At 43.2% G+C, this 25,631-nt stretch carries 28 protein-coding genes; 7 read left to right on the plus strand and 21 right to left on the minus strand.

All coding sequences use genetic code 11. The features are described 5' to 3' along the window. Nucleotides 1-62 precede the first annotated feature (62 nt). From ACMHKJ_RS05805 to ACMHKJ_RS05905, 21 genes are all read right to left on the minus strand, one after another. Nucleotides 63-1,109, minus strand: a complete 1,047-nt coding sequence (locus tag ACMHKJ_RS05805) for a mechanosensitive ion channel family protein (RefSeq protein WP_413492549.1) — start codon at nucleotides 1,107-1,109, stop codon at nucleotides 63-65. 89 nt (nucleotides 1,110-1,198) lie between these two features. Beyond that, a complete protein-coding gene (locus tag ACMHKJ_RS05810) occupies nucleotides 1,199-1,792 on the minus strand; it encodes a LemA family protein (protein ID WP_413492550.1) in 594 nt (197 codons plus the stop codon). A 388-nt stretch (nucleotides 1,793-2,180) separates the two neighbouring features. After that, on the minus strand, nucleotides 2,181-2,984 hold the full coding sequence (locus ACMHKJ_RS05815; protein ID WP_413492551.1) for a MetQ/NlpA family ABC transporter substrate-binding protein: 804 nt from the start codon (nucleotides 2,982-2,984) through the stop codon (nucleotides 2,181-2,183). A 33-nt stretch (nucleotides 2,985-3,017) separates the two neighbouring features. Then, complete coding sequence (locus tag ACMHKJ_RS05820) at nucleotides 3,018-4,292, minus strand: bifunctional O-acetylhomoserine aminocarboxypropyltransferase/cysteine synthase (RefSeq protein WP_413492552.1); 1,275 nt, start codon at nucleotides 4,290-4,292, stop codon at nucleotides 3,018-3,020. A 199-nt stretch (nucleotides 4,293-4,491) separates the two neighbouring features. Next, nucleotides 4,492-5,271, minus strand: a complete 780-nt coding sequence (locus ACMHKJ_RS05825) for a hypothetical protein (protein WP_413492553.1) — start codon at nucleotides 5,269-5,271, stop codon at nucleotides 4,492-4,494. A gap of 26 nt (nucleotides 5,272-5,297) precedes the next feature. Then, a complete protein-coding gene (locus ACMHKJ_RS05830) occupies nucleotides 5,298-7,085 on the minus strand; it encodes a hypothetical protein (protein WP_413492554.1) in 1,788 nt (595 codons plus the stop codon). A gap of 28 nt (nucleotides 7,086-7,113) precedes the next feature. After that, a complete protein-coding gene (locus ACMHKJ_RS05835) occupies nucleotides 7,114-8,592 on the minus strand; it encodes a hypothetical protein (RefSeq protein WP_413492555.1) in 1,479 nt (492 codons plus the stop codon). Next, nucleotides 8,585-9,055 (minus strand): tetratricopeptide repeat protein, encoded by a 471-nt coding sequence (locus ACMHKJ_RS05840; RefSeq protein WP_413492556.1) that lies wholly within the window; start codon nucleotides 9,053-9,055, stop codon nucleotides 8,585-8,587. The genes ACMHKJ_RS05835 and ACMHKJ_RS05840 overlap by 8 nt, the downstream gene beginning before the upstream one ends. A 104-nt stretch (nucleotides 9,056-9,159) precedes the next feature. Beyond that, the gene (locus ACMHKJ_RS05845) at nucleotides 9,160-10,218 is read right to left on the minus strand and encodes an EscU/YscU/HrcU family type III secretion system export apparatus switch protein (protein WP_413492557.1); all 1,059 of its coding nucleotides are present in this window, start codon (nucleotides 10,216-10,218) and stop codon (nucleotides 9,160-9,162) included. Beyond that, nucleotides 10,211-10,972, minus strand: a complete 762-nt coding sequence (locus ACMHKJ_RS05850) for an EscT/YscT/HrcT family type III secretion system export apparatus protein (protein ID WP_413492558.1) — start codon at nucleotides 10,970-10,972, stop codon at nucleotides 10,211-10,213. Before ACMHKJ_RS05850 ends, ACMHKJ_RS05845 begins: the two co-directional genes overlap by 8 nt. A 4-nt stretch (nucleotides 10,973-10,976) precedes the next feature. Next, nucleotides 10,977-11,243, minus strand: a complete 267-nt coding sequence (sctS, locus tag ACMHKJ_RS05855) for a type III secretion system export apparatus subunit SctS (RefSeq protein WP_413492559.1) — start codon at nucleotides 11,241-11,243, stop codon at nucleotides 10,977-10,979. 1 nt (nucleotide 11,244) lies between these two features. Further along, a complete protein-coding gene (locus tag ACMHKJ_RS05860; protein WP_413492560.1) occupies nucleotides 11,245-11,904 on the minus strand; it encodes an EscR/YscR/HrcR family type III secretion system export apparatus protein in 660 nt (219 codons plus the stop codon). Further along, a complete protein-coding gene (locus ACMHKJ_RS05865; RefSeq protein ID WP_413492561.1) occupies nucleotides 11,904-12,647 on the minus strand; it encodes a FliM/FliN family flagellar motor switch protein in 744 nt (247 codons plus the stop codon). Before ACMHKJ_RS05865 ends, ACMHKJ_RS05860 begins: the two co-directional genes overlap by 1 nt. Nucleotides 12,648-12,781: 134 nt before the next feature. Beyond that, entirely contained in the window at nucleotides 12,782-13,711 is a 930-nt protein-coding gene (locus ACMHKJ_RS05870) for a hypothetical protein (protein ID WP_413492562.1), read from the minus strand. A gap of 58 nt (nucleotides 13,712-13,769) precedes the next feature. Beyond that, nucleotides 13,770-14,156, minus strand: a complete 387-nt coding sequence (locus ACMHKJ_RS05875; protein WP_413492563.1) for a hypothetical protein — start codon at nucleotides 14,154-14,156, stop codon at nucleotides 13,770-13,772. Next, a complete protein-coding gene (gene sctN / locus ACMHKJ_RS05880) occupies nucleotides 14,131-15,423 on the minus strand; it encodes a type III secretion system ATPase SctN (protein ID WP_413492564.1) in 1,293 nt (430 codons plus the stop codon). The genes ACMHKJ_RS05875 and sctN overlap by 26 nt, the downstream gene beginning before the upstream one ends. 2 nt (nucleotides 15,424-15,425) lie before the next feature. After that, complete coding sequence (locus ACMHKJ_RS05885; RefSeq protein WP_413492565.1) at nucleotides 15,426-15,836, minus strand: type III secretion system chaperone family protein; 411 nt, start codon at nucleotides 15,834-15,836, stop codon at nucleotides 15,426-15,428. Nucleotides 15,837-15,863: 27 nt separating this feature from the next. Continuing rightward, nucleotides 15,864-17,924, minus strand: coding sequence for an EscV/YscV/HrcV family type III secretion system export apparatus protein (locus ACMHKJ_RS05890; RefSeq protein WP_413492566.1), 2,061 nt, complete (start codon nucleotides 17,922-17,924; stop codon nucleotides 15,864-15,866). Between the two features lie 22 nt (nucleotides 17,925-17,946). Beyond that, nucleotides 17,947-18,999 (minus strand): type III secretion system gatekeeper subunit SctW, encoded by a 1,053-nt coding sequence (gene sctW / locus ACMHKJ_RS05895; protein ID WP_413492567.1) that lies wholly within the window; start codon nucleotides 18,997-18,999, stop codon nucleotides 17,947-17,949. Further along, a complete protein-coding gene (gene sctC, locus ACMHKJ_RS05900) occupies nucleotides 18,992-20,659 on the minus strand; it encodes a type III secretion system outer membrane ring subunit SctC (RefSeq protein WP_413492568.1) in 1,668 nt (555 codons plus the stop codon). The genes sctW and sctC overlap by 8 nt, the downstream gene beginning before the upstream one ends. After that, a complete protein-coding gene (locus ACMHKJ_RS05905; RefSeq protein ID WP_413492569.1) occupies nucleotides 20,643-21,059 on the minus strand; it encodes a helix-turn-helix domain-containing protein in 417 nt (138 codons plus the stop codon). Before ACMHKJ_RS05905 ends, sctC begins: the two co-directional genes overlap by 17 nt. Before the next feature lie 427 nt (nucleotides 21,060-21,486). Here ACMHKJ_RS05905 and ACMHKJ_RS05910 point away from each other — a divergent pair, with 427 nt between their 5' ends. The 7 genes from ACMHKJ_RS05910 to ACMHKJ_RS05940 all read left to right on the plus strand — a co-directional run bounded on the left by ACMHKJ_RS05910 (nucleotide 21,487) and on the right by ACMHKJ_RS05940 (nucleotide 25,607). Then, on the plus strand, nucleotides 21,487-22,560 hold the full coding sequence (locus tag ACMHKJ_RS05910) for a hypothetical protein (protein ID WP_413492570.1): 1,074 nt from the start codon (nucleotides 21,487-21,489) through the stop codon (nucleotides 22,558-22,560). Between the two features lie 15 nt (nucleotides 22,561-22,575). Beyond that, the gene (locus ACMHKJ_RS05915) at nucleotides 22,576-22,806 is read left to right on the plus strand and encodes a hypothetical protein (RefSeq protein WP_413492571.1); all 231 of its coding nucleotides are present in this window, start codon (nucleotides 22,576-22,578) and stop codon (nucleotides 22,804-22,806) included. Between the two features lie 159 nt (nucleotides 22,807-22,965). Further along, the gene (locus ACMHKJ_RS05920; protein WP_413492572.1) at nucleotides 22,966-23,271 is read left to right on the plus strand and encodes a hypothetical protein; all 306 of its coding nucleotides are present in this window, start codon (nucleotides 22,966-22,968) and stop codon (nucleotides 23,269-23,271) included. After that, nucleotides 23,271-24,011: a type III secretion system inner membrane ring lipoprotein SctJ gene (gene sctJ, locus ACMHKJ_RS05925; RefSeq protein ID WP_413492573.1), complete on the plus strand. Its 741-nt coding sequence runs from the start codon at nucleotides 23,271-23,273 to the stop codon at nucleotides 24,009-24,011. Before ACMHKJ_RS05920 ends, sctJ begins: the two co-directional genes overlap by 1 nt. Continuing rightward, on the plus strand, nucleotides 24,004-24,567 hold the full coding sequence (locus ACMHKJ_RS05930) for a hypothetical protein (protein ID WP_413492574.1): 564 nt from the start codon (nucleotides 24,004-24,006) through the stop codon (nucleotides 24,565-24,567). The genes sctJ and ACMHKJ_RS05930 overlap by 8 nt, the downstream gene beginning before the upstream one ends. Continuing rightward, nucleotides 24,548-25,201, plus strand: a complete 654-nt coding sequence (locus ACMHKJ_RS05935) for a hypothetical protein (RefSeq protein ID WP_413492575.1) — start codon at nucleotides 24,548-24,550, stop codon at nucleotides 25,199-25,201. The genes ACMHKJ_RS05930 and ACMHKJ_RS05935 overlap by 20 nt, the downstream gene beginning before the upstream one ends. Next, the gene (locus tag ACMHKJ_RS05940; RefSeq protein WP_413492576.1) at nucleotides 25,191-25,607 is read left to right on the plus strand and encodes a hypothetical protein; all 417 of its coding nucleotides are present in this window, start codon (nucleotides 25,191-25,193) and stop codon (nucleotides 25,605-25,607) included. Before ACMHKJ_RS05935 ends, ACMHKJ_RS05940 begins: the two co-directional genes overlap by 11 nt. Nucleotides 25,608-25,631: the final 24 nt, after the last annotated feature.

Consider the following 25,631-nt stretch of genomic DNA (forward strand, 5'->3'; position numbering starts at 1 on the left):
CATCTTAATGATTAACCGGCGGCACGATAACGGAAACAGGGTATTCAGTGCAAGGTGCCGGATCACATTCCCGCAGGTTCGCGGCTTGCAGGAGCGGAATTGCGTTCCATGTACAGAGTCCTGCTCGGGAAAGCGAAATCTGCGCCGTGCTGATGAACAATAGCAATAATTTTCAAATACACCGCCTGCTGTGCCGCCAGCCAATCTGCCCAGACGGTGGTTTTTGTGAAGCAATAGACCATGATATTGAGCGCCGAATCGCCGAATTCATCAAAATAAACCAGCATGGTCTGGTGCTGATCGATTGTTTCATCAGCTTTCAGCATGGCACGGATATCACTGACAACCGGCGCAATTTTATCTGCATCTTCATAGCGCAGACCAATGGTGGTTTTGATCCGCCGGTTTGTCATGCGCCCCGGGTTTTCCACACTGATGGAGGAAAACAGGGAGTTAGGAATATAGAGCGGGCGGTGATCAAAGGTAATAATTTTTGTGATGCGCCAGCCAATCTCCACCACCGTACCTTCAATCTGCCGGTCAGGCGAACTGACCCAGTCACCGATTTTAAACGGGCGGTCAAAGTAGAGCATAATGCCGGAAAAAAGATTACTGAGAATATCCTTCCCTGCCATGCCGATAGCAATACCGCCGATCCCGCCGAACGTCATCAGCCCGGAGAGACTCATGCCGAAATGTTCACCGTAGAGCAGAAAAACCACAATCACGATTAGAATTTTCAGCACGCGGGAAATAATGTGCGCAGAGGTAATATCACTGCCACGGGCTATCTGTGCCTGCGCCAGGCGGTTGATCATCAGGAATAATTTACGGATCAACAACAATACGATCAGTGTGGTACAAATCATCGCCACGGTATCAGCGGTGATAAAGCGCCACTGAAAATAGACAATTCCCTGCTCTGTAAAATCCCCGAGGATCACCACACACAGCGCCCACATCACAAGCTGGGAGATATGCATTAATGTGGCATGTTTACCCTTTTCCCGCCTGCGGTTATAAATCATCAACCCAACAGAGCCTAAGATACAGATAACCAGCACAATCAGGCTGAGTACGTTATTGGAGAGAAACTCTTCAGTTAACACAGCAACTCCTTATTATTCCCACTCTCCTTTGGGGATAATCAGTAATCAGAATAACTAAAAGGAATAACATCCTGTTATTCCTTTATTTTTTACTTAAATTCAACACCAGGCACCGTGGTGACTTCTGCTTCATTTTCCACACTGAAATTGGGCTTACCGGTGTATCCCATGTAATTTGCAATAATCACCGCAGGGAATTTACGGATAGTGGTGTTGTATTCACGGACACTTTCAATATAACGCCCTCGAGCCACCGCGATCCGGTTTTCGCTGCCTTCCAGTTGCACCATCAGATCACTGTAAAGCGCGTTACTTTTCAGATCCGGATAGCGCTCAGATACGGCAAGCAGCCGGGAGAGTGAAGATCCCAGTTCGCTTTGCGCCTGCTGAAATTTTGCCAGCAGTGCCGGATCGTTCAGATCAGTGACATTAATATTCATCTGCCCGACTTTCGCCCGGGCTTCCACTACATCCTGCAATACCTGACGTTCAAAGTCTGAAGAGGCCTGAACGGTTTTGACCAGGTTCGGGATCAGATCTGCGCGGCGTTTGTATTGATTGAGCATTTCAGAGGCCGATGCTGTTACGCCTTCATCCTGCGCCTGGATACTGTTGTAATTGGAGACCAGTAGCACGCCGACCAGTACAGCCACACCTAACAGTCCGATAATCAGTTGTTTCATTGTATTTTCCTTGTCTGAATGACGACTATTATTCAGGCAATCGGCGGGAGATTCAAGGTAAGGATTCGGGGAATAAGCCACTGAGATAAAACCGGGGATTACGGTGCCACGCTGATAAACCGGTAAAAACAGAAAGCCGCTGTGAATACCTCCCTGTACGCTCAGGCTCGCCATCCATGGCTTGCATGCTTTCTGCTTTTTTTACCGGTTATCTGCGAAATGAAATTATTAGACTGTTTTTATAAAAATATCACTCACAAGCCAATACGCTAAATCATTTCGTTCAGAGCAAGGCGGCAAACGAAGAGGCACGGGGAGCATACATAAGTATGTGACCCGTGCCGATGAGTGCAGCCAACGCGGCTATGGACGGAAGGATGACGCGTATTTACCAGGCACGGACGGCGTCACCACGATAAACTTCCTCCGCCTTCTTCAGGACCTCATCACTCTGAAACGCTGCGACCAGCTTTTTCAGCTTCTCATTGTCTTTGTCTGCGGCTCTGGCCACAATCAGGTTCACATATGGCGAATCGGCATCTTCCATAAACAGCCCGTCGCGCGCAGCAGAGAGTCCGACTTGTGATGAAAAATTATTGTTAATAACTGAAAGATACACATCCGGGTCGTCCAGCGCGCGGGTTAGTTGTGGTGTATCAATCTCAACAATTTTCAGTTTTTTCGGATTTTCAATAATATCAGGGGTACCCGGCAGATAGCCTACCCCGTCTTTCAGCTTAATCAGTCCTTCGGCCTGCAACAGTAACAGGCTGCGGCCGAGCGTCGTGGTTTCATTGGAAATCGCAATCGTTGCACCATTGGGTAATTCAGCGGCGGATTTTATTTTATTTGAGTAAGCGGCTATCGGGAAAATAAAGGTCTTACCAATGACTTCAAACTGATAACCGCGCTCTTTGCTTTGCGCCTCATAATACGGCACGGTCTGGAACGCATTGGCATCCACATCTTTATTGCGCAGCGCTTCATTCGGCAGGACATAGTCATTGAAGGCGATAACCTCAATATCCAGCCCCTGCTTCTCTTTGGCAACTTTTACCACTTCTTCCCAGATTGCCTGGTCCGGTCCTGTATTAATGGCGACTTTCAGGGGTTTTTCATCCTCATTCTGAGAACAGGAAACCGCCAGTAATGTGGTGCAGGCGAGCAGCGCTGATACTATAATTTTTCTCATACCATCTCCGAAACGCATTGTTATAATTGTTTTTTATTTTGCACTGTCCAGTGCCGCACTGATATCTGCCAGGATGTCATCAATGTGCTCAATACCAATTGATAAACGGATCATATCTCTTGATACCCCGGCGCGGGCCAGTTCAGCTTCATTCAGCTGACGGTGTGTTGTGGTTGCCGGGTGACAGGCAAGCGATTTCGCATCCCCGATATTGACCAGGCGGACAATCAGTTTCAGTGCATCGATAAACTTCGCCCCCGCCTCTGCCCCGCCTTTGATACCGAAAGACATAATCGATGCCGGTGTGCCTTTCACGTATTTCTGTGCCAGAGCATGCTCCGGGCTGTTCGCCAGACCGGCATATTTCACCCATACCACCTGCGGGTGCTGTTGCAGATATTCGGCTACGCGCTGTGCGTTTTCGACATGGCGTTCCATACGCAGTGCCAGTGTTTCCAGCCCCTGTAAAATCAGGAAACTGTTAAACGGAGAGAGTGCCGCGCCTGTGTTGCGCAGCGGCGCCACACGACAACGGGCAATAAATGCAGCAGCGCCGAAGTGTTCAACATAATTCACGCCATGATAAGAGGGATCCGGCGTATTCAGTATCGCAAAGCGGTCTGCATGCTCGTGCCACGGAAATTTTCCGGAATCGATAACAATGCCGCCGAGGGAAGAGCCATGTCCGCCAATATATTTCGTCAGTGAATGCACCACGATATCAGCCCCGAACTCAATCGGGCGGCACAGTGCGGGGGTTGCCACTGTATTATCGACAATCAGCGGCACGCCATGACGATGGGCAATCTCCGCTATCTTTTCCAGATCAACAATATGTCCGGCGGGGTTCGAAATGGTTTCGCAGAACACGGCTTTGGTGTTGTCGTCAATCAGCGCTTCCAGTTGTGCAAAATCGTCATGCTCCACAAAGCGGGCCTCTATCCCGATACGGGGAAAATTATGCGCAAACAAATTATAAGTACCACCATACAATTTGGAGACACTGATAATGTTGTCGCCGACACCTGCCAGGGTCTGAATCGCATAGGTGATCGCCGCCATGCCTGATGCTACCGCCAGCCCCGCAATACCGCCCTCAATCGCCGCAACCCTTTGTTCTAAAACATCATTTGTCGGGTTCATAATGCGGGTGTAGATATTTCCCGGAACTTTGAGATCAAACAAATCCGCGCCATGCTGTGTATCATCAAAGGCATAAGACGTGGTTTGATAGATAGGTACAGCGACTGATTTTGTGGTCGGGTCCGGTGAATACCCGGCGTGGACAGAGAGCGTTTCAAGTTTCATGTGTTCTTCCTTACAGCGCAGGTGAATATCATTATTTAGACGTCCAGACGTATAGACTTATCTTTCTTATACCGGCAATTGCGGAAGAGATCAAAACGGAAGTGGTAAAATAAAGATGAATTTTCTTCATGATGAGAAAAAAAGAATAAAAAAAGCAGCCGGATTAAGGGCTGCTCCGCAGAAAAACAGAATGATAAAATTATGTCCGCGCATTACTAATCAGCTGACTTTTCGTCGCCGTCTGAGCGTCAAAGAAGCGACTGAGCAGCTCCATAATTTTCTTAACCAGTTCCTGCTGTACATCTGCAGATTTATTGTGTGATGACATACTGTTCAATGCATCCTCTTTTGCCGCCCGGGTCAGTTCAGCCTCGCCTTGTTCACGGGTAGCATCAGCACCGATAATCTGAGACACCAGGTTCCCGGTAGTTTGTGTCAGAGAGCTTATCGCCTGACCTGAAATACTCTGTAATGATGCCCCGTCAGGATTTGCACCCAACCCTTTGACAGAGTACACCGCACCGGCAACAGCTACTACCATTGAAGCCACAGCGCCGGCAATAGCGGCTTTTACCTGAATATCCGCTTCTTTATATTTATGATCCTTCAGCTTTTCAGCCAATTTTTTTACGACTTCTCCCATTTTGTCACGCATAGCACGTTGTGACAGAGAGTCATCCGACAGGACACGAAAAAGTTCAATCGCGATACTCATCCACCGCTGATCCTGTTCAGAAAGTAATGCAAAAGTGCCTGCAGGCGCATTGGATTTGATGATATTTTTGATTTCATCATCAGTAAGTGGCACTGACTGCGCTTTGACTGAACCACTATTTTCAACCACAGTTTCAACTAATTGTGACGAATGATGCACCTTTGGTACATTTTTTAAACCCGCAGTATTATTACCGGCAGATTCATCAACAATTGCCTGTGTTACTGATGGCTTTATTACAGGTGATGAGATTGGTGTAGTCATTATAAAATCCTTTTTAAGTTAACAAATTATACCGGGGTATTTAATATCGCTTTCCGGTTGCGAAAACTATCCCGTGCCATCGCGCTGGTTTTTTCATTTAACGTGCGCAGTTCTTCGTGATGTCCTGAAAAGCTTTCCATCAGCCTGTTCATCATCTCTGTCAGTGAATCAATAAGCTGCTGGTCAAATTCGATATCCGCAATACGGCGGGAAACTTCCTCACTAATTTGTGCCTGAAGAATAGTATTTGCCCCCCCGGTTACAACATTTGAGACAGACATGACAATCATCGCACGCTGCACTTCTTTCATAATCTCTTTGATTATTTGTTTTACTGATTCTGATAAAAAATGACCAACCAGCTTTCCAATCATCGCACTCAATGCCGCCATCAAGGCAACCATCACCGCCATGGCTACGACCATAGCGATAATCTCCATATACATTTCTAACTCTCTGAGCTCTTTTTCAGATTTCCCTTCCGCTCTCGCTACTTCAAGAGCAATATTTTTAATAAATTGCTGAATCTCTTCCATTAGCTTTGTAAACGGCGTCATCAGCGTACTCATAATGCCGGCTTTGCCCAGTGAATCCAGAATTGCATCAATGACCATAACGACAGTAAAAATAAGTGCCACAATAAAAGCAGTCATTGTACCTGCCGTAAGTGCTGCTAATATCAGTAAAATAAATGCAATTAAGGGAGCCAGCCATTTAAATAATGCCTGTAACTCTTCAGCTTCTTTAATTTTCATCTCAATATCTGCCGCTTCTTTTTCTGTTTTTGTCTGCAATGCCAGTTGCTGAAGCTGCTGAACCCGAATTTCACTTTCCATTTTGCTCTGTATCATTTTTTCACGTAAATCTGACAATTTTGCCATGATTACCGCTAATTCATTTTCATATCTGCCATCTGAATTATTATCTGGATTACTATTCGCTACTTGTTCACAATATGCAGCCATGCTGTTATATAGCTTAACCTGACTGTGTAAATAACTCAGTTCAGAGTGCAAGTTACCAAGGTCAGCTATCCATTTTTTTCCGGCAGCACTATCCTCTGATGGTAGTTCGCTAAAATCATTCAGCAGTTCAGAGACGATTTTTATTTTTTCTTCTGACGTTTTTTCTTTATTAAAAAGTGTTCTATAAACATTGGCAATATTAAATTTTTCAGCAAGGTATTTTTTGAATGATTTTGTTGCCATTTCATCCGTTACTAATGCACCCTTCAGTTTTTCATCCTTTGCCACAGATATAAATTTTTCTTTCATTTCCTTACCAAACTTGGCTAAAAAAATCTTATCCATATTTCCGGGGTAATTTAAATACCCACCAATTCCTTCAGGACATTTAAAAACCCCATAATAATAATCTGATAAATTATCCATCTGGTTATTTACCCCAGTTGACAATTCATCAATACGTTTATTCATAATGGAAATTTGTTTGTCCGTCATAATATATGCATATTGTTTTTTATTTATAGCTGCACTATTTTTATATTTTTCAGTTTGTTCTGAAAAAAAATAATCCTGTATCTTAGCGAACATTTCATAATATGAAATTTTAACCAGATTTATTTCCTTATACTCAGTGACTTTGCCATTCGATTTATTATTACCTGAAATACGAGGTTTATTGTAATTATTTTTATTTTTTACAGCGTTATTAATCACCGAAGAAACTGCAGCTTCAGTATGCAGTGTAACCATCGCCCCTGCTGTTTTTTGCATTTCTGCTGTACCGACATCATGCCCTTGCTGCACATTATCAGTTTTTTTAACGGAAGACACATTAGAATTAATATCCATATTATCCCTCAGATTCATACTGTAATATTTAGTTTCTTAGCATGTTTTTAATTTCATTAAATAAATCAGAGATCATATTAGTAATGTTCTTAACCATATTTTCATAGTTACTGTTTTTTGTACTATAGTGCTGAGAAAATTCATCAATCGATAGTTGAAGTTCTTTTTTCATCCCATCTAACCTGGTAGTTAGTATATTTAAAGCAGTCGAATCAACTTTAACAGAGGTATCTATATTTAATACAACCTGTTTTGTATCAACTGTTGGCTTCCATTTCGCCCAGGTCTTAATATAAATGTCAGGATCATCCCTCATATATTTATCATATTCCGATTTTGAGATCTCTTCATACCTAACAATAATTTTTGCTTTCCATCCATCATAGTCATATGCAATTTTTCGATAGATTGTTATATGAGATCCACTTGACGAAATACGACTATTATCTAATGCATCTTTGATTTTTTCTTTTAACCCAGTATATTCATTTAAATTCATTTCATTTATAGCATCAACATGTTCATTGTTTGTGAAAATATTTAACTTATGAATTTCACTCAGTGAACCACTAACATTACTTTCATAGTCTTTTGCATAATTATTTATTTCTAAATATGTAAATACGTTATCCGGCACAACAAACTGGCGCACCTTTCCTGTTAACTTTATTACATTCCCATCCTTATCTTTCTCAGGTATTATTTGCTTAATGAATTTTGTACCATTAATTGGTTTATCAAATACAGAAAAAAAACCATTTAGTGCAGTTACTGCACTTTTATAACTAACATCAGATTCAATAATTTGGCCATCAATAGCAACATTATATAACCCATTTTTTTTACCCGGAACAACCTCAATATTACTCTTATAGATAAATCCGGTATCTGTATCTAAATCAGGAATATATTTTTTTGTAACACTATGGAGATCATTGATAAGCTTATGTTCCTTTAATAGTGTTTTTTTACCATCATCAACAACATCCCCAATATAATTACCATAGTCATTGAGTATTTTTGTTGTTCCTTTATAAAACTCCATATAACCTGACATACCTTCCCTATGATACTTCAGGCTGATATCATGGCTATATCTGACTAGAATATGTAATTGCTCATCATAATATTCATGCGTAATTAATTCTTTTGAAATCTCAAAATCATGAATACGATTATTAATATAAATAGCATCATCAGACCATTTACGGTCGATACTCTGAATAAATACAATATTATCTTTACTCATCAACAGCTTGTAACGTGCCAGTGCTATTTCAATTTCAGCATCTGATGATTTATTACTATAAAGCATTGTTTTTATTTCAGATAATTCATCTGTGATAGTCTCTAACCGTTCCCGGCTCTCACGTTCCAAAATAATATTATCATACTGACCTGCAACAGGTTGCACTGCTGCACTATCATCATCTTCTCTTAATGCATAATTCTCTTCCGGTACACCCGGTACTATTCGTTCGTGATTCAATGCTATATTGTCAGCCATTTTTATTCTCCAGCAATGACAAATAATACTCTGCCTGCTCTTTATCCTGTGATTCACAACTCAGTGTTAATACATGCTTAAAACGATTAGTTGCAGTGCCTGTATCGCCCATAAAAAGAAAACACTGACCAGAATATAAATAAGCTGATACGTTAGTATCATCCAGATTAATCGCCATTGCATACAGGTTAATCGCTTTCCGGTACTGTTTTTGTACCTGTTTAACGGCAGCTAATCCCAAAAGATAATCAGTATTACTGAAATCATACAGACATAATGAATGAAATATTTTTTCCGCCTGTTCAATTAATCCTTTATCATAATAATCACAGGCCAATGAATAGACATGACTATAATCTTCCGGATCCTCTGGTACTAATGCCTTAATTATCGTTCCGTTTTCAATATGTGTGAAAATCTTTTCAACCAGCGATTTAATATTCAGTATTTCTTTGTTATCCATAACAATTATCCTTAATAATATTCGATTATCAAGTGTGATAAATAGTACCTAAATCTGCTGATAATCACTTTCATAAAATACTCACCTGTCTGATACAGGCAGTATCAGTGTGTGTTTTCTATATCCGGTATATCTGTACCAGCCTGCTCCACATCTCTGAGCCACAACAACAGGTCAAGGAATTTATCCAGATCATCATCAATAATGGTGTCAAAAACGTGATACTTCTTAAACAGCCTACGCGCCAGCGGAATATCCCGGACAACAGGTATTTGATGCTTTTCAGCATATTGCCGGACAGCCAGCGCATTTTTGCCTTTTTCTTTTACCGTGATCAGTGGCATCACTCCGTTATCCGGATCAAGATAAACCGCAACAGCGATGTGTGTCGGATTAACCACCACCACATCTGAGTTCTTAATTAATGCTTTCGTTTCCGAACTCAGCAATTCTCTGTGTTGATGTTTACGGGCAGATTTTATGTCCTGATTGCCTTCACTGTTTTTATACTCTTGTTTAACTTCATGTTTTTCCATTTTCATATCACTGAAGAACAAGAGATATTCCACGATATAGTCGATGACCAATAACGGGCATAACAGCAGCATAAAAGTAAATACATAGCGGGCAACAAAATGAATAAAACTGTGTCTCACATCAGAAAAAGGGATATTGACCAGGGCATAAACATCAGCCGCATTCATCATGATAAATGCCCACCCTGCGGCGACATATACTCCGATTGACAGCAGTGCTTTTACCAGGTTTTTCAGGGATTTTTTGGTGAAAATCCGCTTGAATCCGGCTACCGGATCGATTTTTGTTAAATCAAATTTGATAGATTCCGTCGCAAGGGCAAAGCGGGTCTGTAACAGTGAGACAAAGCTGACACAGAACCCGCACAAACCTATCAACGGTAAAACCATCTGAAGAAAAAGGCTAAATAATTCATCAATATAAACTGAAAGTGAGAGTGTGTTTACATTACGTAAAACTATCAGACAGAATCGGCTGAATGCACGCCAGTCTGCCACATAAACCAAAAAGCAGAACCCCGTCATATAACCAACTGTAGATAACAACTCCTTATATTTAAACGCATTACCTTTTTTTGATTCATCTTTGAGTTTTTTACTGGTCGGCTTTTCTGTTTTTTCAGCCATCACTCCCCCTCAAAAATAACGTCACCAGCGCAGGATCAAACAGTGCAATCGCATCCCGGACAGTGGTTCCGCGAAACAGCAGCAGAGCCAGCAGAAAGGCAATGATACTTTTGACCGAAAGCGACAGTGAAAAAGGATTGAGCTGTGAATTATAAAGCGCCAGCGCGCCCAGACTTACTTCTGATATAAACAGAATAATAAACAACGGCATACAAAAAAGCAGTGACAGTGAGAGGCTTTCTGTCAACCAGGTCATGACCACGCTGTAATTTATGGATGTCAGCAACTGCCCGGGCAGCAGCAGAATATAACTTTCCCGCAGTGAAGAGAGCAGCAGTAACATGCCGTCATTCATCAGGAAAAAAGACACGCCGAACAAATTGAGATAGGTCGAGAATGGCGACGCATCAGAGCCGGTCGTCGGATCAGCAATATCACTGATATTTGCCCCGCGCTGATTATCAATATATTCACCCAGAGCGGATAAAATAAAGAATGGCGTGCTGTATACCAGCCCCATAACCAACCCGGCGGTTATTTCACTCAGCAGATGTATAACAGAAAATCCGTGTTCCGGTGCCGCGTGATCACCGGTCAGACTCTGTGCCAGTAAAAAAATCACAATACCCCTGCTGGTGCGGCTGAGTATAAATTTTTCATTCAGAAACGGGATAAATGCAAACGCCGCAAACAGCCGTACACTGTTAAACAGCGTGGTATGCAGCATGTCATGCAACCAGGTCAGTAATGCCATATTTTCAGCCCGCAGCAGTCACGTTCAGTGCCAGCGAAAACATCTCCCGGGCATAATGGAGCAGAGAGTCGCCCAGCCAGGATAGCTGCATCAGAATGCAGGTGAAAACGGCGATCAGTTTCAGACCAAACGGCAATGTCTGTTCCTGGATCTGCGTGACAGTCTGTAATAACCCGACAATAAGACCAACGGCTGTTGCCACCGATACAGGCAGCAATGACAGCATAATGACCAGATAAATTCCTTTATCTGCGGCATAAATGATATCCATATCATGTATCCATAAGTTCAAGGTATTGTGAGACCAGGCTGGTTGAGAGCAGTGACCAGCCATCCAGCGCAATAAATAAGATCAGTTTGATCGGGACAGAGAGTGTCACGGGGCTCATCATCATCATTCCGAGTGCAAGCAATACACTGGAGACAATAAGGTCAATCACAATAAACGGCAGATAGAGATAAAAGCTGATCAGAAATGCCGCTTTTATTTCGGCTAATGCGTAAGCGGCCAGCAGGTGAAAAAATTCAATATCGCTGTTTTCATCCAATTCAATATCCTGAGTATCATCGCTGTCAGGTTGCGCAAAAAAGTGCAGCAGAGATTTATCCGCATAACGGAATAAATACTGCCGGTAATCATGCAGCCCTTCGTCAACAAAGCGGGTGACCGACTCCGGCAGTGACAGTTCGACCGGATTTTCCACCGTATAGTAATAAGTTTTACTGGCTATGGGGAACATCACTACCATGGATAAAATAAGCGCAATGGCATTGAGTACCATATTTGACGGCACCTGCTGCACTCCCAGTGCATTACGCACCATCACGAACACAATGGAAAATTTAAGGTAGCAGGTTCCGGCGGCAAGAATAAAGGGGAGTAGTGATGCCGCCGCCAGCATCACCATCATGGATACGGCGCTGTCAGTCATCACGCATCCTTATGGAAAATCTGGTGAATTTCCACGGCAAAGTGTGTACCGACGCGAACCAGCTCCCCTTGTGCAAAGCGCTGCCCGTCGATTTCCAGGATCACCGGATCGCTATCTGTCTCCGGTAACACCAGTTTATCTCCGGGTCTCAATGCCAGCAGTTCTCCCAGCGGATAAACCCGGCGATGGCGCAGAAAATCTACCCGCACAGACAGTTTATTGCTGTCAAAAATAGTCTGTTGTGGCGTACTCAGTGACTCTTGTGTCTCTACACCTACCCCGGTTATTACGGTACCGTCTTCCGTCTGTTCCAGCATCATCTGAAAATAGCCTCCTGCCCGCATAATGTAGTGATTGTGTGTAATAAGAAGGGCGTCACCCTCATTAAGTCCGCGAATTATTCCGAGACAAGTATTGGTGTAACCGATATAAATACCGCCAATAACCGATACCCCGCCCTGCTGTGTCACCAGCGGTGAGGTGATATCAAAATGTCCTTTTGCATCAATCAGATAAAAATCTATTCCGTGCATTTCAAACCATAATCCGGCTTCCCGGCTTCTGCCATGCTTTTCAGTGCAGACCGTCAGTTGATACTCCTCGAGTGAAAAAAAAGGTAGCGATAACAGATTGTTATTTTTCTCAATCAGAGAAGAAAGATAGCTTTCCGGTATTAATTCCCATGGAATATCATTGTCACCAATTAAAAATTGAAATAATTGTTCGGGATTTATAGCAACCATTAATATATTTTGTGAATTTTTCAGCCGGCAAATAATTTCCCGTTTATTTTTGTTATTGTGTTTTTCAGGCAGTATTTTTTTCAGAAATTCTATTGCCCGGCAACTGTCATAATACATACTGATAACCCGTCAAATTATACAATATCAATACTCTCTCTCTGTCCGTGGCGGATATTCGCCTTCAGATGGCGCTTCAACCGCTCTGAATTAGTTTCAAGAATAAATTGCTGCTCTTGTTTACGGTAAATATGGATCATTTCATTATATTCACCCTGCATTTTAAACGCGTAGGAAAAGTAATGTTCCGCTTTAACATTCGCTTCCGCCATTCCATGCTGAGCCGACTGCTGTAACAATACCGGAATATTCTGCCGTAACTCAGGTGCTATATCAGTATACCCGGAGGATAATACCGGATACTCCGCCAGCAGTTTTTCAGTATGTAAAACAGGAATAACATCATTAATATCTGCTATATCTGCCTGTTTTTTTGTCTGAGGCCGGTTCAAAAAATACAAATTATGATAATGAAATAATTGAATATTTCCGGTAGCTGACTGCCGGGTTTCATCTGTCAGCACAGCGTCTGTGAACAGATGTTTTTCTGTTGGATGTAATGTCCCGGAAACCGGCAAAGTAACAGACTGAGTAATGACAGGAGAGTCATGTCCGGTTTCCCGTACCATAACAGGCCGCGGGCTTTCTTCTGTCCGGCTGACAGAAACCGGTATCAGTTCAGCGCTTCCCGATCTGTTTCTGGTCACCGGAAACAGTGGCTCCGGTGTAATGGTAGCGTTTAGCGGTAATACTGCCGGTAATGTTATCCGGAATATATCAGTTCGCTCCGCTATCCGGCTGAGTTTCTTTGTTTTTCCTTGCAGGAATAATAGCCGGATATCCATATCCGCCGGGATCAACCTGACCGGCATTCCGGTTTTATTTCTTAATTTATCCTTTAATTTTTCAGTTAACTTTCCATTTGTTTTTTCAGTTAACCGTTGAATATTATCTGTCTGATCAATGCAATCTGTTTGTGCATAATGGAATACCTCCGTAATATTCATAAACAATCCTTTGCTGAGTTATTTTTAATTATCCCTGACATGATTTATTAATAGCTATTTATTCGGGTTTATAATGTTCTATTTTTATTATTTTTTTCTTCAGTCCTGTAATAAGACAGTTAGTTTTATTGATATCCTCAATAATCTGTACCTGCACCAATGCAGATTCCTCCGCTTTGACTCTGATATCCAGAATCTGCCTGCGGTAAATTGACTGTTTTCGCCGCCGCTCATTTAGTGCCAGGTAAGTGTGTATTCCTGTTACATCAAAACTGAGAATCTGCTGCTCAAGTGCGCTGATTAACTGCAACAAACTACGGTGATTTTCCTGCTCCTCTCTGTAGCGCAGGTTCAGTTGCGCCAATGTAATCTGTGCATAACGCTCCTTCAGGCTGAAATGCGCAATCAGTTGGCTGACCTCACGCAGTGAGGCTTTGCAGTGCATGGCTGACCTCACTCAGCGGTACGGATTCGCCCGGTGACTGACACAAAAAATCGCGCATCGGCTCTGTCAGTGCCACCGCTTTATCATTGTTCTGATTAAAGCCCGTTTTGTATTCCCCCAGCTCAACCAGCAGTTTCAGCTCTTTCTGTTTTGCCAGAAAGTGACGAAACCGTCCTGCGGCGGATAAATGTTCAGGAGAGGCAATCTGAGACATCACCCGGCTGATACTGGCAAGGATATCAATTGCCGGATAGTGGTTGCTCATTGCCAGCCTGCGCGAAAGATAAATGTGACCATCCAGTATTGAGCGAACTTCATCAGCGAAGCCGTCAGGTTCATCTTCACTTTCAAGCAATACGGTATAAAACGCGGTGATTACACCGTTTTTTGTGGCTCCGGGCCGCTCCAGCAGCGCCGGTAGTTGTTCAAATACCGAGGCAGGAAAGCCCAGTCGTACCGGCAATTCTCCGGCACTCAGCGCCACATCACGCAACGCGCGACCATAGCGGGTCAGTGAATCAACAAACAACACAACATCTTTTCCCTCATCGCGGTAATATTCCGCCAGTGATGTCGCCACCAGCGCCGCATTGCAGCGATCGATTGCCGGTTTATCAGATGTCGAACAGACCAGGATACATTGAGCCGCATTGGCACTTTTTTGCAGGTCATCAATCAGTTCCGTGACTTCACGTCCCCGCTCACCAATAAGTGCGATAACAAATATATCGGCATCTGCATGCTCAATCAGCATATTCATCAGTACCGTTTTACCGCACCCCGCACCGGCAAAAATGCCCAGCCGCTGCCCTTTTCCACAAGTGAGCAAGCCGTCGAGCGCTTTGACACCCGTCGGAAGAATATCCGTGATGCGCTGACGTGACAGAACATCCGGAGCATCTGCACTAATCAATCGTGTGATTGTCCGCTGATCGCTTCCTGCCGGTTCACTCAGCCTGATCAGCGTATTTCCTGACGGATCAATCACCGAGCCCGGGATTTGCCGGGTAAAGGATAATGTCAGCCGCTCACCAGTGGGGGCAATGACAGTTGTCAGTGTCAGACCACACGCCCTGCCAATCAGACTGAGAAGAGTATATTTTTCATTAAAACCAACTACCTGTGCCCGTCCGATCAACACCTGACATGAGGTATCCTGCCATAACAGACAAATTTCACCGATAAAGACCCTGGGAAGCGGTGCTTCCAGATAATACCCCTGAATATGAACAGGAAAAGCCAGGTGGCTGACAAATGAATCCAGCATGATCAGGCCCGCAGTAGCAGTGCATGACATTGCTGATAAACGCGGACAAACTGATCCAGCGCCTGAATAAAGGTTTCACTATCACTTACCGCACTTTCACTGAAACAGGCGACCAGCTCTGTGCCGTCATCTGTCTGCCGGATGGCCGGTAATCCCGGATAAAACAGAGAGGTTGTCTGCGCGGTAAGTGCATCCAGCAGTTCCCCTTTCACCTCTGCGTGCAATGCCGGTAATTCGGCCGGCAGTGGTGCCCAGATAACCGGAAGCTCATCCATCGTTGTCAGGTGAACAACCTGCTGATCACTCAGTGATAGCGTAATAGTGGAGTGATTATCGATAGCAGCGACATCCGCAACCAGATCACTGCGTCCGATCAATTTCATGCCTTCTGTCACCAGTGTTGCAAAATCCATCTTTGGTTTCCTTTTTCTTTGATTTACTTACACAGACTCAATCACCGACACCTGTGTCGCCGGTACAATTTCTGAAAATGACAGAACAGCTACCTCCGGATAGTGCAGCTCAATCAGTTTTTTCACAAAACGACGGATATCCATAGCCGTCAGTAATACAATATCCGGCTGTTCACGCAGCGGCTCCATCACCACAGACATCGCATCATAGAAATGATCGAGCTGTGCCGGTTCAAGATTGATAAAAGTACCCGCCGCCGACTGACGAATTCCCCGGCGGATCATCTCTTCCACCGGATTTGACAATACAACGGCATACAGCACCCGGTTGCGGGTAAAGCGGTCAGAAATATAGCGGGCAAGCTGGCTGCGGACATGCTCTACCAGCACCAGAGTATCTTTCTCTTTCTGTCCCCACTGCACCAGTGCGCCAAGAATAGTTTTAATATTACGGATAGAAATCTGCTCTGAAATCAGCCGCTGAAAGACATCCGCAACCCGCTGTACAGACAAATAGCGGTAACACTCTTTCAGCAGTTCCGGATATTTGTTTTCGATATTATCCAGCAGCGTTTTTGTTTCCTGGATCCCGAGTAACTCCTGAATATGTTGCGTCATTATCCGGCTGAATTCATTGAAAAACACCGTCATTCCCGGCGCTGTTTCTATCCCTGACGCATGGCACAATTCATACTGTTTTTTATCTGCCCAGTATGTTCTTCCGCCATTTTTCAGCTCAATAACCACCGGCTCAATGTTAAGCACATCAAGTGCCCCGCTTTCCTGCACAATTTTATATTTATCCGGATAGCAGTTGATGGTGCCGGACTGAATTTCATTAATTAAAACAACCGATTGATGCACAGATACATCATGGCTGTAATTCATGATGATACCGGACAGAAAAAAACCGTAGCGAAAGGCAAACTCTTCCCGCAGCCAGGCAGTAATATTGTTTGTTTCAAATAAGGTCTGATAAGAGGTATGAAGCGTAATGATAAGCGGGATTGCCTCATTATTTTCAGCCGTCAGTCCGCGGGAGACAAACGGGGTTTCAGAGGATGATTGCGGCTCCTGCATAACCGGGTTTGCACAACCCTCTTTTTGTACCGCAGCATCCTGCCGCTTTCTCTGCCGCATCCGGGACACATAAAAAAGCAACAGTCCTCCACCCAGCAAACCAAAAATACCGGCAGGGAACCCCGGGAGCATCCCCATGCACAATGCCAGAACGGCCGTTACCAACAGGGTAAAATCATGAGAAAACAACTCCCTGATAATATTGGCACCTAAGTTTTGATTTGTACCGCTGACCCGCGTCACAATAAAACCGGCACTTATTGCAATCAGCAATGCAGGGATCTGCGCAACCAGTCCGTCGCCGATAGTCAGCAACGTATACGTACTCAGCGCCTCACTGAACGGCATCGACATCTGAGCAACACCGATCCCTATTCCGCCGGCAAAATTCACAAAAATGATGACAATTCCGGCGATCGCATCACCTTTGATAAATTTCATTGCGCCATCAAATGCACCATACATCTGACTTTCCTGCTCCAGTTCTTTGCGACGTTTACGCACTTCTTCGTTATCAATAAGTCCGGATTTCAGATCTGCATCAATGCTCATCTGTTTGCCCGGCATGCCGTCCAGTGAGAAGCGGGCCGCCACTTCCGCCACCCGCTCCGAACCTTTGGTTATCACAATAAACTGGACAACAGTAACGATGGAAAAAATAACAAAGCCAACAACAATATTTTCGCCGATAACAAAATCACCGAACGACTGAATAATATTACCTGCGTCTGCATCCAGCAGGATCAGGCGGCTGGTACTGATAGAAAGCGCCAGACGAAACAGTGTGGTGATAAGCAGTAAGGCAGGAAATGAGGTAAACCCCAGAATGCGTGTTATATAAAAAGAGAGCAATAACATCAGGATGGAGATCACGATATTCAGGCCGATCAGAAAATCCACCAGGATCTTAGGCAGCGGAATGATCAGCATGGCGATCACCATGATCATAATCAGCAGCACGGATATTTCCGGCTTATTTTTTACCGCATTAATAAATGATGTCAGCATAGCAATCCGTTGCCATTAAAAGTTATAGAGTATGAATAATTTCACTCATATGTTCTTTAAGAAAAGAAACGACACGTTCTTTCTGTTCCTCCTGCAAGAAGAGCACATCAGGTATCTCACTAAAAATAGTAATAAAACGCTGTAAGATCAGCGGTTTGTTTTTATCATTTTCAACCGAAGATAAAAGTGTTGCAGTTTCATTGCGAAAAGCATCAGTATCACCCAGACCAGAAATAATAAATTGGTTAATGGTCGTTTCATCAGCCAGCACCGGCTCAGAACAATTCAGCGCCGTAATTTTCTGATAAAACAGATCTGTCAGGGAAATAAGCTGATTCATCGAATGCAGACGGGATGTCAGTTCCCCGAATTCACTGTGATGACTGCAACTCGGTAATATTGCCGCCATATCACACACCAGAGCATCGCGGACATAATGCAGCAGGCTTTTGACGCGATTTTTTTTATACTGCTCCAGCCAGACCTTATAGAGATACAGGATATCGAATTTCCAACTGATATAACTGCGGTACACCTTTCTTAACTGAGAATATTCAAGCTGTGTAACCGGTGCATACTGACGGATTTTCAGGGCAACATTGATCCCCGCCCGCGTTTCCTGTGCAAATTCGCCGTACAGTAACTGTTCAATTTCGGCATCAATTTCAGCCGCTTCTTCTGCGGAAAACGGCAGTTTGCGCATCAGTGAGCGCAGCGCCATCACGTAATCACTGGGATCCGGAAACATAGAACGGACATAGTCCAGAAATTCACGCAGGGAGTGGTTACCGGCAGTAAACCATTTCACTACTTTATCCAGCTTATTTTCGCCGACATCACCGCTTTGCTTAACGTCAGACGCCGGACGCTGGCTTATCTGTTCCTCTTTGCCATACTGACGGCGGTTAAACTGAGCCAGCGCCATAGACATATCATCCATCATGTCCATCATCTGTTCCGCATCATGCGCCGGGGCATTCTCAGCGGATTGCGGCTCTGTTTCAGGGCTCCCCGGTGTTTTAACCTGTGCGGTTTCAGACATGGTCAGCGGGCGGGCAGCAATGCCGTTAATCATGATGGTAATCCTGCCGGAGATTTTCCATCATTAACAATCCCTGTTTATTGCCCTTATCAAAAGGCAGATGACCGGTGACACTGACGTCATCAAAAAAATCCTGTTGTAAAATACGCGGCTGTAACAGAAACAGACGCACCATTTTTTCATTCTTTACAGACTGGTACTGAAACAAACGACCGAGCAACGGGATATCCCCCAGCAGCGGAATACGCTCATTATGAAACTGCGTGTTATCGCGGGTATACCCGCCGATAAGCAGCGTATTGCCTTGTGCGACACGGGCGATAGTACTGATATTGGTACGATTGACGACCGGTAGTGTGCCCTCTCCATTTTCTTCATCATTCGTCTGTTTTTCAGCACCGTCTTCAAGATCAATGATCATCTCGACAGACTTACGCTGATTGGCGATACGCGGTATTACACTCACTTTTGTACCGAAGGTAATACTCTCCATCGAGGAAACGCGCTCGCCTTTGATGGAGGTATAAAATGTGGTGTTATTATCAAAAATGGCAGGCGTATTATCCTGAGTCAGCACAATCGGCCGCGATACCATATTTGCCTGTCCTTTGGCCGCTAAGGCGCGGATTTTCCCGAAAAAAGAAAATCCGGTAAATTGATTCAGTTCACTCAGACCTGAGCCCAGGGAAAAACCTGTCTGCCCTTTGCTGTAATCTGCCTGCCAGTTTATTCCCAGTTGATCGGCATTATTTTTGGACACATCAATTATCCATAACGATAATTCGATTTGTTCTTTCGGAACATCAAGCTGCTGTATCATTTTTCTGATAAGCACCAGTGAGCTGCTGCTGCCTTTCAGTAACAGACTGTTCTCTCCCGGCAGGGGAACAATGCGGATATGCGCACCACTCAGCCAGGCTGAATCCCCGCTGCTTTCTATGCTTTCCCCGTTATCATCCGTTTGCGCCAGAATGGTTTTTCCGCTGCTGCCGCTGCTCAGTAACTCTCGCAGCGCTGTCGCCACACCCGGCAGGACGACAGTTTGTCCGCGTGAAGCGAGTTCTCTGTCCTGCACAAAACTGTGTTCCAGTTTTATTAGCTGAATCTGTTCATTTTCAGGGCTGTCACCCTGCTCCTGCGCACTGTTCTGTGCCTCCAGTGCCTCAACAGACTGGCGGATCAGTGTCATATAGCGGGGAGGTGCAGTGATATACAGGATTTGCTTTTGCTTGTCCGACTTAATCGGGTAGCGGGCATCATACAATCCGGTTTGTTTCAGAAAAATGACCAGCGCATTCAGGCTGATGCTATTAAGCGTCAGCATGGATGATTGAATTTCATTGCTGCTGTAAATATAACGGGTGCGGTGTTCCTGATAAGACACCAGAGATAGTGTAGTCAGCATCAGGTTAAAAGCCGCCTGTGGATCAGAGAGATCAAATGTCCCGGTAATACGCTTTTTTTTCACGGCCTCCGATGACACCATCATGACATGCGACTGTCCGCCAATCGCATCAAAAAACTGATCCGCACGGGTTTCTTTCGCCACAAAACGCTCCTGTTGTGGCGTTTTTTTTTCATAGAGTAGTGTATTTTTGTTATCACTTTTCTGTGCATACAGCATCCCGGAAGAGCCGGAACCCACCAGAACAAACAATACAGCCAGCCATCTGCCGCTATTTTTTAAACGCATGATGCAGATCCCTTATTTTCTTTGGCGACATACCAAACTGTTGTCTGATTTCATTGGAAAAATGAGATGCCGAGCAATAGCCGTGATCAGACGCAATGCGGGTCAGGGAGTGCTCTTTGACTAAAACATCCAGTACCGATGCAACGCCCCGCCAATGTCGCAACTGATTCTTGCTCTGACTGCCGATATAGCGCTGGCATAACCGGCGAAAATGAGTTCCTGACAACCCATAACTTTTACTGATATCCATCACACTGTTATTTTTGCTGTCTGCCGCCAGAACCAAATGTTTAATCAGCCAGTAATGCTCAGAATTGCGAATTTTTTTAAATAATCCGCTTAATGTGCTCTGTGCATTGAGTATTTCGCAAATAATCTGATACTCCAGATTAAGCACCATGCCCTGAATCGTAAATATACCCTCGTGATTTTGATATAATATATCTTCTGTAACATCTGATGTTGTATGCAACAATCCATAATGACAGTCAATAAATGCCAGTAATTTAATACATTTTGACACAGGAAAATAATGGTTTTCGTTATTTTGACAAAATGATTCATTTACTCCACCCATATCATTATAGATATATATAGATATTTTATTATTCATATAATTATTTTCGCCTTTTCCACTGGCATAACCAATCCGTATTTAGTGAAAAACCAAGACAGCCTTGCCTTTTCCAATAAAACTTAGCATAAAATATAAATAACTGCGCTATTTTTTACTACCATTTTTTTATAAAACCAATTATTATTTGAAAATAAATCACACGATAACAATAATATCACTGTATATTTTATTAAATAACCCGGATGAATCAATGCAGCAATTATATACTCTCATTATTCTTTCTGAACCATTGAAAGGAAAAGAAATCACATTACCAAATGGATGTTATACTATTCATTCATATCCGGGATCTGACAAAAAGGATGTCGGTCATAAAACAAGTATCAGCCTTAATATTAAGCCGGCAGATACATCATTAACATACATAGAAATAATATTATTAGATAATAGTTACATCGTTTACCACAAAGAGAATAAAGATATATTAATCACTGAGGAAATTAATTATAACATCCCATTTTATCATGACGAAAAAGCGTTATTTGCGATAAAAAAAATAGATGACCAATGGGATGTAGCGATACTGACAATCAAACACAACAACCTAATTAATAAAGAAAAATACTTTAATTTACGTCAAAAAAAACGATTATTACTGCTGATTGCTATACTTATAATATTAATTTTTTTTTGGTTATATGATAAAAACAGGAGTGAAAATAACTATAAAAATGACACGAAGACGACTATAAATCAGTTTATCCGGCACAATGGATATATACAGAATGGCAATCACCTTCTGTTTATAATGAAATCAGGTGATACGATCTCAGATAACATCCACAATAAATTAAAACCCTATATTATTTATACACTAACAGAAAATTCATTAAAACATAGAAAAAATGATATAGTTAAAATAAAAAAGAATAATAAATTAATAGATATAATTTATATCAACAAAGAAAACAGTCACGTCACCAACAATATTGATATAATCCCTGATATATTCAGGAGCAGACTTAAGATAAAACAATATTCATTCCATGACATAATCAATTTAATCAAAAAAATAATTGGCAATGATATTATAAATTACACCATCATACGAAAAAACAATGAAATCATTGTATCGTCTGAACAAAAAAACAATAACAGCATAGCTGAACACATACGAAAAATAAATAAAGTAATATTTCAAAATGACACTGACACATTAATCTTATATCAACAAACGAAAAAAAACATTGACACCCCTGGTATTTATGGAGAACAGTCTTACCGTATTTTACCCGGTGATCATATTGATTTCACCCTCCCATAATAAATAAGGATATTTATGGCTGATATTACGTTCGAAACTATTCCTGCTTACTTTGCAGAGACAATTGAAAAAGAGAATAAAACATTGATGGAATTAATGGATAAAGTAAAAGCCGGCTCCACAGCCTATGATATGGCAAAATTACAAACAACCTCCGGCGCACTCAGTATGAAACTATCAGCCCTCTCTTCTATCGTACGCCAGCACAAAGAAAACCTGAGCACCCCGATTGGTAACATGCGCTGATAACTCTTCACCGCTAATCTGTCATTAATTCTGATAAGAAAACGGGACTGCCGTTTTCTTATCACTGACATATACCCAACGTCATTTAAGATGCAGGCCCGCATCCCCGCGCCAACGAACCTGCAGTTTGAATGAATAAGGGTATGAATAAGGATAATTATGTCATCATTTAATACACTTCCGCCGGTCAGTGCGATTCCCGGCATCAGTAGTATGCTCTCCGGTCTGGCCGACAGGGAACAGGCTGCCTACCAAAATCTGAGTTTTCCCGGTACAGAGAAAATTGCGCTACGCGACAAAACCTCAGCATTACAAAAGCAAAACCGTGGCGGCGGTAATAACGAAGTTATGATGCTGATTGAAAACCAGGCGGCAATGGCTAAATGGCATACGGAGATCAATTTTTACTCCCGCGTCACACACCTGGGTATCAGTGCGGTAGATTCCGTGATTAAGGGTCAGTAATGCGTCGTTTATTTATCATACTGATGATATGCGGACTCAGTACACTGATGCTCACCGGCTGTAATGAGGGGCCCCTGCTCTCTTCCCTCAATCAGCGTCAGTCCAATGAAGTTCTGGCCGCATTACATAAACATCATATTCAGGCGGTCAAAATACCCCAGGGAAAGGGGTTGTTTTCTGTCACCGTACCGGAAGAACAGAGCCGCTACGCCATTCGTGTATTGCAGGAATATCAGTTACCCAGCAATGAACGGGTTGAGATAGCAGGCGCATTTCCTGCCGATTCACTGATAGCCTCACCACAGTCCGAAAAAGCACGGTTGATCTCGGCTATCGAACAGCGCCTGGAGCAGTCGATCAACTCCTTCGCAGAAGTAGCAGAAACACGGGTACATCTCAGCTACCCAATGGCGGAACCACGTAAAAAACACGCGGAACCACCACGGGCTTCTGTCTTGATCTATCACACCGGTATTGAAGATGAAGACAGCTTCACCCACAATATTCAAACCTTTGTCATGAACGCGTTCAGTGGTCTGGACGAAGCGCATATTTCAGTCATTCTGCACTACAAACCGCTGGTTATTTCACCGCCTTCTGAACAGGAACGTGTACCGTTATCCCCTTTGGTACTGTTACTGTCTCTGGCAGGCTTGTTACTGGCCGGCGGGATAGGTTATCTGCAGCGATCCCGCATCCGGACATTTTTATTCAATCTGCGGGAAAAACGTAATGGATAACCAACCGGATATACAGGCAGCCATTACCCGCGTGATGTATCAGCCCTCCGGTTACCTTCACAGCAGCCGCCGATTTTCAGAATTACCGCAGGATGATCCACTTCATGGCAAAGTGACTAATGCGGCAATTTTGAATCACTACCAACTTCCGCTGAGTATCGACTTTGATACCGGTTCACAACACGCGATGCAGTTGCTGCTCAACTGGACACAATTACCGCGGGTTTGTGACTATCTGGGCAAACTACTTTGCCATCATTATGGTTTGCCGGATGATTCACCACCGGATAATACACAGCGCGCATTTCTGTCATTATGTCCGGTACTGCCTCTGCCTGACTGGCCGGCGGTGCAGACATTTACGAATGACAATAATATCGCTGATCCCGGTATTACCGCCATGACTCAGCTGATGCACCAATTCTCACCGGCACTCTCTGCCAGGCTGCCACTGATGTTTGATACACAGTTATCCTTTGCGGATAAAAATACGATTCCGGCACTTCCTTATTCACTTTTTCAACTGGTATTTCACTATGTGCCGTTCACTTCCTGAATCACTGATTTCTCACCTGCGCCACGGAGTTGTAATTAAGCAGGCCAGCATTGATGCGCTTCAGCGGATTGATACACTCACAGAGCAAGCGCAACACCGTGCAACACAGTTAATAAAATCCGCCGGGATAACGACGGCGCAGATGCATAATTCTGCCTGTGAAGCAGGATTTCAGACAGGGGTATTACAGTTATTACCTCAATTAATAAATTTTATTGATGAATATAAAACCATCATAGATACACATTTCTCTGACTCACTGCTCTGTCTGCAAACAGAACTGACCGCCTTTTTCGGTGATCGTGTAAGTCGTCATTTGCTGATACAGCAACTAACCGGGCAACATGCGGCTGAAAATGATTGTGCGTTGATCCTGCCGGTTGAATTTAAAAAAAATAATCAGGATTCTGAATATATAGCGCGAACTATTTCTATTCCGGTTTCATTTCATTTCAGTCAGCACATCATCTTACGTGTAGGGAAAAAATTACTTTATCTGACACCGGAAACGTTTGCTAAACAAAAAATAGCGCAAATAGACTCGAAAGAACTCCGGGAGATTCTTAATAAAAAGAAAAATGAAATAAGCATTATTTTTCAGGAAAACATAAAAAGGGTCAAACATGACACTTAATACTATGAATACACATTCCGGCACAAAACGTGTTCAGGAAACAGATGAAGTAGCAGCTCGTAGCTTATATGACATTATTGTTACAAATGGAGATCGTCCTGAAGATATTTATCAGGCTTTTTCATTGATGGGATTAGGTGATAATAACGAAAGGAATATACAAAAAAAGATAAACTTAATAATTACTGTAGAAAAAGAATTAGCCAATAACCCGGAATATTCTTATTCGGAAATACGTAAATCAGTAAGCCAGGTTGGTATTGAGATAGTTAATTACCATGCCTGGTACCAACAATATCTTCTTAATATGGTGAATAAAAAACAGTGTGGCATAGCCCCGGATGTGTTATCCGCTGATTTCAATCATGATAATAATGAAGATGACTGGCTTACTGGTTTCGTTTGATTATATATTTTGGTTTTGTTACCG

Source organism: Morganella psychrotolerans (genome assembly GCF_965118875.1).
Lineage (GTDB): Bacteria > Pseudomonadota > Gammaproteobacteria > Enterobacterales > Enterobacteriaceae > Morganella > Morganella psychrotolerans_C.

Coding starts and splice junctions, on each gene's coding strand:
- ACMHKJ_RS05810 (WP_413492550.1), bottom strand. CDS start 1,792: ATGAAACAACTGATTATCGGACTGTTAGGTGTGGCTGTACTGGTCGGC.
- ACMHKJ_RS05815 (WP_413492551.1), bottom strand. CDS start 2,984: ATGAGAAAAATTATAGTATCAGCGCTGCTCGCCTGCACCACATTACTG.
- ACMHKJ_RS05820 (WP_413492552.1), bottom strand. CDS start 4,292: ATGAAACTTGAAACGCTCTCTGTCCACGCCGGGTATTCACCGGACCCG.
- ACMHKJ_RS05825 (WP_413492553.1), bottom strand. CDS start 5,271: ATGACTACACCAATCTCATCACCTGTAATAAAGCCATCAGTAACACAG.
- ACMHKJ_RS05830 (WP_413492554.1), bottom strand. CDS start 7,085: ATGGATATTAATTCTAATGTGTCTTCCGTTAAAAAAACTGATAATGTG.
- ACMHKJ_RS05835 (WP_413492555.1), bottom strand. CDS start 8,592: ATGGCTGACAATATAGCATTGAATCACGAACGAATAGTACCGGGTGTA.
- ACMHKJ_RS05840 (WP_413492556.1), bottom strand. CDS start 9,055: ATGGATAACAAAGAAATACTGAATATTAAATCGCTGGTTGAAAAGATT.
- ACMHKJ_RS05845 (WP_413492557.1), bottom strand. CDS start 10,218: ATGGCTGAAAAAACAGAAAAGCCGACCAGTAAAAAACTCAAAGATGAA.
- ACMHKJ_RS05850 (WP_413492558.1), bottom strand. CDS start 10,972: ATGGCATTACTGACCTGGTTGCATGACATGCTGCATACCACGCTGTTT.
- sctS (WP_413492559.1), bottom strand. CDS start 11,243: ATGGATATCATTTATGCCGCAGATAAAGGAATTTATCTGGTCATTATG.
- ACMHKJ_RS05860 (WP_413492560.1), bottom strand. CDS start 11,904: ATGACTGACAGCGCCGTATCCATGATGGTGATGCTGGCGGCGGCATCA.
- ACMHKJ_RS05865 (WP_413492561.1), bottom strand. CDS start 12,647: ATGGTTGCTATAAATCCCGAACAATTATTTCAATTTTTAATTGGTGAC.
- ACMHKJ_RS05870 (WP_413492562.1), bottom strand. CDS start 13,711: ATGAATATTACGGAGGTATTCCATTATGCACAAACAGATTGCATTGAT.
- ACMHKJ_RS05875 (WP_413492563.1), bottom strand. CDS start 14,156: ATGCACTGCAAAGCCTCACTGCGTGAGGTCAGCCAACTGATTGCGCAT.
- sctN (WP_413492564.1), bottom strand. CDS start 15,423: ATGCTGGATTCATTTGTCAGCCACCTGGCTTTTCCTGTTCATATTCAG.
- ACMHKJ_RS05885 (WP_413492565.1), bottom strand. CDS start 15,836: ATGGATTTTGCAACACTGGTGACAGAAGGCATGAAATTGATCGGACGC.
- ACMHKJ_RS05890 (WP_413492566.1), bottom strand. CDS start 17,924: ATGCTGACATCATTTATTAATGCGGTAAAAAATAAGCCGGAAATATCC.
- sctW (WP_413492567.1), bottom strand. CDS start 18,999: ATGATTAACGGCATTGCTGCCCGCCCGCTGACCATGTCTGAAACCGCA.
- sctC (WP_413492568.1), bottom strand. CDS start 20,659: ATGCGTTTAAAAAATAGCGGCAGATGGCTGGCTGTATTGTTTGTTCTG.
- ACMHKJ_RS05905 (WP_413492569.1), bottom strand. CDS start 21,059: ATGGTGCTTAATCTGGAGTATCAGATTATTTGCGAAATACTCAATGCA.
- ACMHKJ_RS05910 (WP_413492570.1), top strand. CDS start 21,487: ATGCAGCAATTATATACTCTCATTATTCTTTCTGAACCATTGAAAGGA.
- ACMHKJ_RS05915 (WP_413492571.1), top strand. CDS start 22,576: ATGGCTGATATTACGTTCGAAACTATTCCTGCTTACTTTGCAGAGACA.
- ACMHKJ_RS05920 (WP_413492572.1), top strand. CDS start 22,966: ATGTCATCATTTAATACACTTCCGCCGGTCAGTGCGATTCCCGGCATC.
- sctJ (WP_413492573.1), top strand. CDS start 23,271: ATGCGTCGTTTATTTATCATACTGATGATATGCGGACTCAGTACACTG.
- ACMHKJ_RS05930 (WP_413492574.1), top strand. CDS start 24,004: ATGGATAACCAACCGGATATACAGGCAGCCATTACCCGCGTGATGTAT.
- ACMHKJ_RS05935 (WP_413492575.1), top strand. CDS start 24,548: ATGTGCCGTTCACTTCCTGAATCACTGATTTCTCACCTGCGCCACGGA.
- ACMHKJ_RS05940 (WP_413492576.1), top strand. CDS start 25,191: ATGACACTTAATACTATGAATACACATTCCGGCACAAAACGTGTTCAG.